Origin of the sequence: Corynebacterium sp. MSK041 (assembly GCF_030232265.1) — a bacterium.
GTDB lineage: Bacteria > Actinomycetota > Actinomycetes > Mycobacteriales > Mycobacteriaceae > Corynebacterium.
This window is the reverse complement of record NZ_JASPJK010000023.1, coordinates 1-7,888: the sequence shown is the minus strand read 5'-3', so window position 1 is coordinate 7,888 and position 7,888 is coordinate 1. Positions and strand designations below refer to the sequence as shown.

The 7,888-nt window shown below is 60.0% G+C and carries 7 protein-coding genes and 1 tRNA gene; 2 read left to right on the top strand and 6 right to left on the bottom strand.

Annotated elements, in window-relative coordinates:
• Window positions 1–149: 149 nt before the first annotated feature.
• From QP968_RS10815 to pgm, 4 genes are all read right to left on the bottom strand, one after another.
• Window positions 150–222 (bottom strand) — tRNA-Ala (locus QP968_RS10815).
• 118 nt (window positions 223–340) lie between these two features.
• A complete protein-coding gene (locus QP968_RS10810) occupies window positions 341–1,108 on the bottom strand; it encodes a DsbA family protein (protein WP_284856414.1) in 768 nt (255 codons plus the stop codon).
• A gap of 48 nt (window positions 1,109–1,156) precedes the next feature.
• Complete coding sequence (locus tag QP968_RS10805) at window positions 1,157–1,648, bottom strand: MauE/DoxX family redox-associated membrane protein (protein ID WP_284856413.1); 492 nt, start codon at window positions 1,646–1,648, stop codon at window positions 1,157–1,159.
• 46 nt (window positions 1,649–1,694) lie between these two features.
• Window positions 1,695–3,356: a phosphoglucomutase (alpha-D-glucose-1,6-bisphosphate-dependent) gene (gene pgm / locus QP968_RS10800; protein WP_284856412.1), complete on the bottom strand. Its 1,662-nt coding sequence runs from the start codon at window positions 3,354–3,356 to the stop codon at window positions 1,695–1,697.
• A gap of 118 nt (window positions 3,357–3,474) precedes the next feature.
• On the opposite strand from pgm, the gene QP968_RS10795 reads away from it, so the two are divergent.
• Together QP968_RS10795 and QP968_RS10790 are read left to right on the top strand one after the other, a co-directional pair.
• On the top strand, window positions 3,475–3,819 hold the full coding sequence (locus tag QP968_RS10795) for a CrcB family protein (protein ID WP_284856411.1): 345 nt from the start codon (window positions 3,475–3,477) through the stop codon (window positions 3,817–3,819).
• A complete protein-coding gene (locus QP968_RS10790) occupies window positions 3,816–4,259 on the top strand; it encodes a FluC/FEX family fluoride channel (RefSeq protein WP_284856410.1) in 444 nt (147 codons plus the stop codon). Before QP968_RS10795 ends, QP968_RS10790 begins: the two co-directional genes overlap by 4 nt.
• Before the next feature lie 4 nt (window positions 4,260–4,263).
• Here QP968_RS10790 and QP968_RS10785 read toward each other — a convergent pair whose 3' ends face one another.
• Entirely contained in the window at window positions 4,264–6,819 is a 2,556-nt protein-coding gene (locus QP968_RS10785; RefSeq protein WP_284856409.1) for an ABC transporter permease, read from the bottom strand.
• Window positions 6,819–7,589, bottom strand: coding sequence for an ABC transporter ATP-binding protein (locus tag QP968_RS10780; RefSeq protein ID WP_502870941.1), 771 nt, complete (start codon window positions 7,587–7,589; stop codon window positions 6,819–6,821). Before QP968_RS10780 ends, QP968_RS10785 begins: the two co-directional genes overlap by 1 nt.
• Between the last annotated feature and the right edge of the window lie 299 nt (window positions 7,590–7,888).

Below are 7,888 nucleotides of genomic sequence, written 5' to 3'. Positions count from 1 at the left end.
GCCGGACGCTCCTAAATCCACACGAAATGTCCCTTAGTGCGACACGCCGCAAATCCACACGAAATGTCCCTTAAGCCGGGATGGCCACTTCGGCTTCTAACCGAAACAAAAAAGCTGCCCCGCCATCAGTCGGGGCAGATCTCATCTTGTGGAGCTAACGGGATTCGAACCCGTGACCCCCACACTGCCAGTGTGGTGCGCTACCAGCTGCGCCATAGCCCCGTAGCTCCGGCGAACTGGGATTTTAGGCCAATGTTCGCCGTGCAACTCCGATCAATATACACCCGCTGGTGGGCGAGACCAAAATCGCTTGCTCGCTGCGGTTTTAAGCGCTGCGGTTTTAAGCGAAGAGGTCGTCAATCCAGTTGGCGAGGGGGTTGGAGGGGACATCCTTGCCGTCGACAAGCACGCGCGGTGAGGAGAGGTCACCGGTCTTGTCCACGAGATCCTTCTCATTTGCCTCGCCCATTGCCTTGGCGCGGTCGGTGTACTCGCCGTTGCGGATTGCCTCGACCGCACCCTTGGACGCACCGAAGTCGTGCGCAAGATCCGCCAACGTGTCGTTGTCCGCGGTGGCGTAGAGGTTCTGCTGCTGCTCCATCAGCGCCTTGCGGAGGTTCCAGTACGCTTCAATTTCACCTTTATCAGCCAGGGCAAGCACAGCGGCAAGAGCACGCGTGGAGTGGCCCGCGTTGTATTTGTCACCTGTGCCGTCCAGGAAGATCAGTGGGTGCAGGTTCACGGTGAGTTCACCGGCCTGGATCTTGGACAGCATCTGATCATCCGTGTTCATCGCCAGCTCACCGCAGTAGTGGCAGGAGAAGTCCTCGTAAATGCCAGCTTCTTTCGCATCGTCAGCGTTGTCGCCGCTCAGGGTGATCACGTTATCTGTAAGCGACAAGCTCACCCCATCAACCTTCTGCATGTTTTCCGCAATGCGGTCAGCTTGGGCACCACGGCCGTTGTACACGATGAGGCCGATCACCAGCGCACCGATGAGCACCAGCGCAGCCATCGCCGCCCAGAAGCCTTTGCTTCCCGACGAATTCGGGTTTGTCACCGACCGCGAAGCACCTTTAGTCGCATTCGGCTTGGAAGAGGAAGTCACAGTACATCACCTTTAGAGTCAGAGGTTGGGCTGTTTTACCAAGAAAGTTTAGGGGTACAACGCGAATTTCTTAAACGGACGGTAGATCATGAACACCGTCACCGCGATGTAGCCAACGTCGCGCGCAATCGCCCACAGCAAATCAGTCGGGGAGCTATCCGGATCCGGCCCGAAGCACCCACAATCAATTTGCAGGCCACGGCTATAAGCAGATGCCAAGCCGATGATGAACAACAGGAGCACCCCCACGGACACCCAGCCTGCTGGGCGCAACTTGATACCCAGAAGAAGGATAAGGCCGCCGGCGATCTCAAGCGGGCCAATCAAACCAGCTAGAAGATGCGACCAATACGGGGTGAAGATGTCATACGCCTCGATGCTCTGCGTGACCAGAAGACGGTTGTCTAGCTTAGTCGCCCCAGCCCAGATCCACATGAAGGCCAAGCCGAACCGGGCAAGCGCCGACAAAACATCAAGCACGCGATCGCTTGTCGACGTCTGCACTACGGGCGCCACTGGAGAATCCTGTTGAATCGTCACCTACATGACACTAGCCGAAAGTAGGGGGTCTTCGCCTACCGCTCCCCTAGCTTTCCCCTAACACTGCGCTGACAACATCCTGTGCTTCCTTCTGCACCTGCTCTAGGTGCTCTTCGCCCTTGAAGGATTCGGCATAGATCTTGTACTTGTCCTCTGTGCCGGACGGGCGGGCTGCGAACCAGGCGTGCTCGGTGGCCACCTTCAGCCCACCGATGGCAGCACCGTTGCCGGGGGCTTCGGTGAGCTTGGCGGTGATCGGATCCCCTGCCAAGGTCGTGGCCGTGACTTGCTCAGGCGAGAGCTTCTTCAGGGTGGCTTTCTGCTCACGGTTCGCTTCCGCATCGGTGCGCGCGTAGACGGGTGCGCCGAAGGTTGCCTCCAGCTCCCCATAGCGTTGCGAAGGGGTCTTACCCGTCACCGCCGTGATCTCCGAGGCGAGCAGGTCCATGATGAGGCCGTCCTTGTCCGTCGACCACACCGTGCCGTCCTTGCGCAGGAAGGAGGCGCCGGCGGATTCTTCGCCGCCGAAGCCCACGGAGCCGTCAATGAGCCCCGGCACAAACCATTTGAAGCCCACGGGCACCTCGACGAGTTTGCGGCCCAGCGAGGCCACCACGCGGTCAATCATCGAGGACGACACCAACGTCTTCCCCACCGCCGTATCCGGCGCCCAGCCCTCACGGTGCGCGAACAGGTACTCAATGGCCACGGCGAGGTAGTGGTTCGGATTCATCAGTCCCGCATCCGGGGTGACAATGCCGTGGCGGTCCGCGTCCGCATCATTGCCGGTAGCAATGTCGTACTTATCGCGGTTGGCCACCAGGCTGGCCATGGAGTTCGGGGAGGAGCAGTCCATGCGGATCTTGCCGTCCGTATCCAATGTCATGAACCGCCACGTGGCATCCACCTCCGGGTTCACCACGGTGAGGTTCAATCCATGGGTCTCCGCGATGGCACCCCAGTAGTCCACTGAGGCCCCACCCATCGGGTCCGCACCGATGCTCAAACCAGAAGAACGAATCGCATCAATGTCCACCACATTGACTAGGTCAGCCACGTAATTCTGCATGAAGGAGTGCTTGCCTGCCCGCGGATCCAGCACACCACTGACTGGGGTACGCTGCACCCCCTCAAGGCCCTGCGCCAAGTACGCGTTCGCGCGTGCCGCAATCCAATCCGTCGCGTCCGTATCCGCCGGGCCGCCTGATGGCGGATTGTATTTGAAGCCACCATCGCGTGGCGGGTTGTGGGATGGGGTGATCACAATGCCGTCCGCACGCTTCGGATCCGTGCCGGTCACTCCACCAGTCAGGGAGGCATTGTGCGCCAGGATCGCATGGGAGACTGCGGGGGTGGGGGTGTAGCGCCCGTGATCGTCGACAAGCACGGCGATGTCATTCGCAATGAGTACTTCGAGCGCCGACACCATCGCGGGCTCACTCAACGCGTGCGTATCGCGCCCGATGTACACGGGACCGCCGATCGCATTCTCGCGGCGGTAATCCACGATTGCCTGCGTCGTCGCCCAAATATGCTGTTGGTTAAACGCATTATCCAAGCTGGAACCACGGTGACCCGACGTGCCAAACACCACCTGCTGGTCCGGGTCATGCGGATCAATCTCGCGCGTGTAGTAGGCGGTAACCACCTCCGCAATATCAATGAGATCCTCGGGGCGGGCGGGTTGGCCGGCTCTTTCGTGCGCCATGCTTACTCCTTATGCGGTCGTGCCTATCCGTCTGCCCCCATCTTCCCCTGCTTTGCATTACTCCGCCACGTGAAACCTTCTTTTACCGCGGTGGGGGTGGGTGCGTTACCGTGTACACGTGTTGAATAATGCGCTCAAGGAAGGCCTCGCCATTGGTTTCGGCGCGTCTTTCGGTGCGCTTGCACGTTTTGCGTTCACACCGTTGATTGCGCCGGAGCCGCCGGCAGAGATCATCATCATCTTCATCATCAACTTCATCGGCTGTTTCCTCATGGGACGCTTCGACCCAGGCCCGTTTTGGGGTCGCGGGATGATCGGCGGGTTCACTACGTTTTCTGCCGTCTCCTTCCTGGCCATGCAGACCAGCGCCCTGCACGCCTTCATGTACATGGCGGGCACGATGATCGTGGGCCTCGCCGCGTGGGAACTAGGAAATGCTTATCGACGATCGGTCGCCCCATGACCCCACGCACCCCCCAATTCTTAGGCCCCGACGGCGTTGTCGGCTCTCACCTGCGCGAAGCTTTGAGCACCGGCGATGGTGCGCGCACAATCTTTCTGTTGTTCGTCTTCGTGGGCTTTGGCGCCTTCCTCGGCGGATTGACCCGCTGGGCGTTGAGCGTGGTTCTGAAGGGCACGCCTGGAACGTGGGCCGCCAACCTTGTGGGCTCGGCAGTCCTTGGTTTCTCCGCGGCAATGCCCGCCATGTGGCCAGCCTTCTTGGGTGCCGGTTTCGGCGGTGCCGTATCCACCTTGTCCACCATGGCCAAAGAGATGGGCCAGATGGTGGAGCGCAAACAGTGGTGGCCACTGCTGCGCTACACCACCCTGACCTGCGTCGCCGGCGTGATTGCTGCGTGGTACGGCCTGCGTGTGGGATTGCAGCTCATTCCGGCGTTTTAGCCCATTACTCTGCGATGGCATCAAGCGGCGGCGTTTTCGCTGCGCGCTGCGCCGGCCAGAGCGCCGCAACAACACCGACAACCAGGGAGCTCACCAACATCGCGGCGAGCAAGCTCCACGGGTAAGCAATATTCGACAGTCCTTGATCCTTCAGCACAGTCAGGAACGCCCAGCCCAATGCAAGGCCTGTGAGCACACCGAGCAGGGCACCGAAGACCGCGATCTGCACGGATTCCAGAATGATCATCGTGCGCACCTGGCGGCGCTGCGAACCCACGGCGCGCAGCATGCCGATCTCCTGGCGGCGCTCAATGACAGACAGGGTGAGAGTGTTGATGATGCCCAGCACCGCGATCACCACCGCCAATGACAACAGTGCGTACAGAATGTACAGCATCTGGGTGATCAGCTGCTTAGCCTCCCCACCAAATTCATCCCGGGTGCGCACCTGGACGATGATGCTGTCCTTCACCGCCTTCTCCACGTTGGCACGGAGAGTGTCTTCATCCACGCTGCCATCGTTGCTGGCCCCGACCATGACGATGGTCTCTTGATCCGGTCGCACCAACTTGTCCGCCGTCGCCCGAGAGATGACAAAAGATTCCAAGATGTTGGATTTGCCGAAGATGCCCTTCACCGCCGCCTGCACGGGTCCGTCTTGGCTGAGCGGCGAATCAACGTCCACAACATCCCCGACGTTAAGGTTGTGTTCCTTGGCATACGGCTGGGGCAGAATAACACCACCGTCCGTCAGATCTGAAGTGCCGTCGGCCATCTCGATGACAGTGAGACGGCCCGGATCGCCATTCATCACGTCACTGAGCTTCATGGGGCCCATTTCGTAGGCAGCTCTGCCATTCACCGTCAGGGGCGCCTGCGAGTATGTGATCACATCCCCCACGCCCTCGGCCGCTTCCACCTTGCCCGGCACATCACCCGGAACAGGGAAGGCACCAAACTGGGGGCCGTACATAACAAGATCGGCGGTGATCTCATCTTCGAGGATGTCGTCCACCGAGCGCTGCATGGATGTGCCCAGCATGCCAAACGCCGTTACCAGCGCCACGCCCAGCATCAACGCGAACGCCGTAGCCGATGCACGCCGGGGATTCCGCTTCGAGTTCGTCGCAGCCAACGAACCCACGGCCCCGAACGGCGCTCCGATCCCCTTACCTAGCGCCGGCACGATCGGCATCGACAGCGCCGGTCCTGCCAGAAACAGTCCGATGATTGCCAGCACCGCGGCACCGCCAACGAGTCCCGCGCGTGGCCCCGTTGAGCCGTCCTCCCACAGCACACCCCATGCAGCAAGACCCGCACCGATGAGCAGCAACACCGCGCCGACCAAAGTGCGGGCCTTCAGTGGTTGTGGTGTCGCAGACTCACTTGAGCGCATGGCCTCCACCGGCTGCACCCGCCCCGCACGTCGCGCCGGAGCCCACGCTGAGGCCACCGTCACCAGCGCACCCACCACGATGGGCGCTGCAACAGCCTGAACAGATACGCCCCAACCCGCTCCAGGAAGCTCCATGCCTTGGCGTTCCATGATCATACGAATCACAGCGACCAGACCAGCACCCGCCAGCACGCCAATCGCCGAGCCAATCACACCAACAATCGCGGCTTCCACAACCACGGACCGCGTAATCTGGCTTTTCGACGCCCCCAATGCCCTCAACAGCGCAAACTCCTTCGTCCTCTGCGCCACGATCATGGAGAAGGTATTAGCGATGAGGAACGTACCCACCAGCAGACCCACAAGCCCAAAAGCGATGAGGAAGTAGCTAACGAAACTGAGGGCGTTGCGGATTTCTTCAGAGGCTTCGTCGGCAAGCGTCTGGCCTTCCTTGACCTCATACTCCGGGAACGCCTCCGCGAGATGCGCGGTGAGCTGCTCCGGATCAACCCCGTCCTTCGCGCTGACCGAGAACCCAGGGACCGTCCCGTACGAGGCATAGAACTGCAGGTACGACTCTTCCGGGATGCGCAACGTCAGCGACATCCCCTGATCCAGCTCATTGGTATAGAAACCGGTTACCTTCATGTTCTGAGTGGCCTGGGTATCCACAACAATGAGTTCATCACCGATGGAGATCCCATACTTGTCGGCCCCCTTTGCGTTCACAATCGCCTCGCCTACGCCGCTGGGTGCATCACCCTCGACGATCTCAGGGACCGACCCCACCGCATCTGCCGGCGGATAGTAAATGTGGACCTCGGAAACGCCAGCACCTGTCTGATACGCGTTGCGGGCACTATCCGCCACAACAACCGCCGTGCGACCACTTATGTTGACCTTGTTGACGTCGGGGTCCGCCCCAATGACATCCCGAAGCTCCAGCGGCACTGGCGCACCCTGCTCTTTTCCACGCACGACCGCATCATCTTCCGCGAAAGCACTCGCGACAGCCGAGTCAAAGGTCTTACCCAACATCGTGGTGAACATCAGCGACCCAGCAATGAACGCGGTGCCCAGCACCACCGCTAGAACCGTGAGCGCGAGACGAAGCTTATGAGCTGCAATATTCCGCAGCGATACCTTGGTTAAAGCGCTAGCCATTAGCCCTCAATCCCCGACATCGTGGACAGGATGCGCTCCATCGTCGGGTCGTACATCTCGTCGACGATGTTCCCATCCGCAAGAAACACCACGCGATCCGCGTATGACGCCGCCCGGGCATCATGCGTCACGATAACCACCGTCTGCTCATCCCCATCCACCGCCGCACGCAGGATTTCCAGCACCTCTCGGGATGAATTCGAATCGAGGTTGCCCGTCGGCTCATCCCCGAAAATAATCTCCGGACGGCTCACCAAAGCCCTCGCACAGGCCACACGCTGCTGCTGTCCACCCGAAAGCTCACTCGGACGGTGGCTCAGGCGGTTGGCCAGGCCAAGGCGCGTAGTGATCTCCTCGAACCACTCCTGATCAATCTGACCGCCAGCAATATCCGTGGACAAAGTGATGTTCTCCGCCGCGGTAAGCGTAGGCACCAAGTTGAACGACTGGAAGATAAACCCAAGACGGTCACGGCGCAGAGCCGTCAACTCCTTATCGTTAAGCGTAGCTAGATCCGTATCCCCGATGTACGCCGAACCAGAGGTGAAAGAATCCAGCCCCGCCATCGCATGCATAAGCGTCGACTTACCAGAGCCACTCGGCCCCATGATGGCAGTGAACTGGTGACGCGCGAACTTCACGCTCACCCCGTCCAGCGCTGTCACCTGGGTATCACCGCTGCCGTATGTCTTTACCAGGCTCACTGCCCTCGCAGCCGCCCCCTCTTGCAGGTCCTCTTCAGCTATTGAATGCCGGCCCACAGTGACCACCTGTCTCCCCTAACTACGTTGGCAATGACGCACGCGGGCACGCCACAAAGTACACGACACAAAACTACACGAAAGCAACGCCATCACATACCGGACAGTACAGTTCACGGTTCGGGTTGGTTTGATGATTGTGGAATCTGTTTCGTGTTTTCCCTGGTGGTGTGTGGGGGGGTGAGAGGTAATAGTCAAACTGGGTATGCAAGTAACGCGGCACCCGTCACTGTGGTGTGGGGGTGCCGCGTTGGGTTATGTAGTTGTTTATTTGTGTTTTTAGGTCGGCGGTAACTTACTCTCCCACA

Excerpts from the sequence above, each read along its gene's own strand:
- QP968_RS10790 (WP_284856410.1), top strand. The coding sequence starts at position 3,816 with ATGACCCCACGCACCCCCCAATTCTTAGGCCCCGACGGCGTTGTCGGC.
- QP968_RS10785 (WP_284856409.1), bottom strand. The coding sequence starts at position 6,819 with ATGGCTAGCGCTTTAACCAAGGTATCGCTGCGGAATATTGCAGCTCAT.
- pgm (WP_284856412.1), bottom strand. The coding sequence starts at position 3,356 with ATGGCGCACGAAAGAGCCGGCCAACCCGCCCGCCCCGAGGATCTCATT.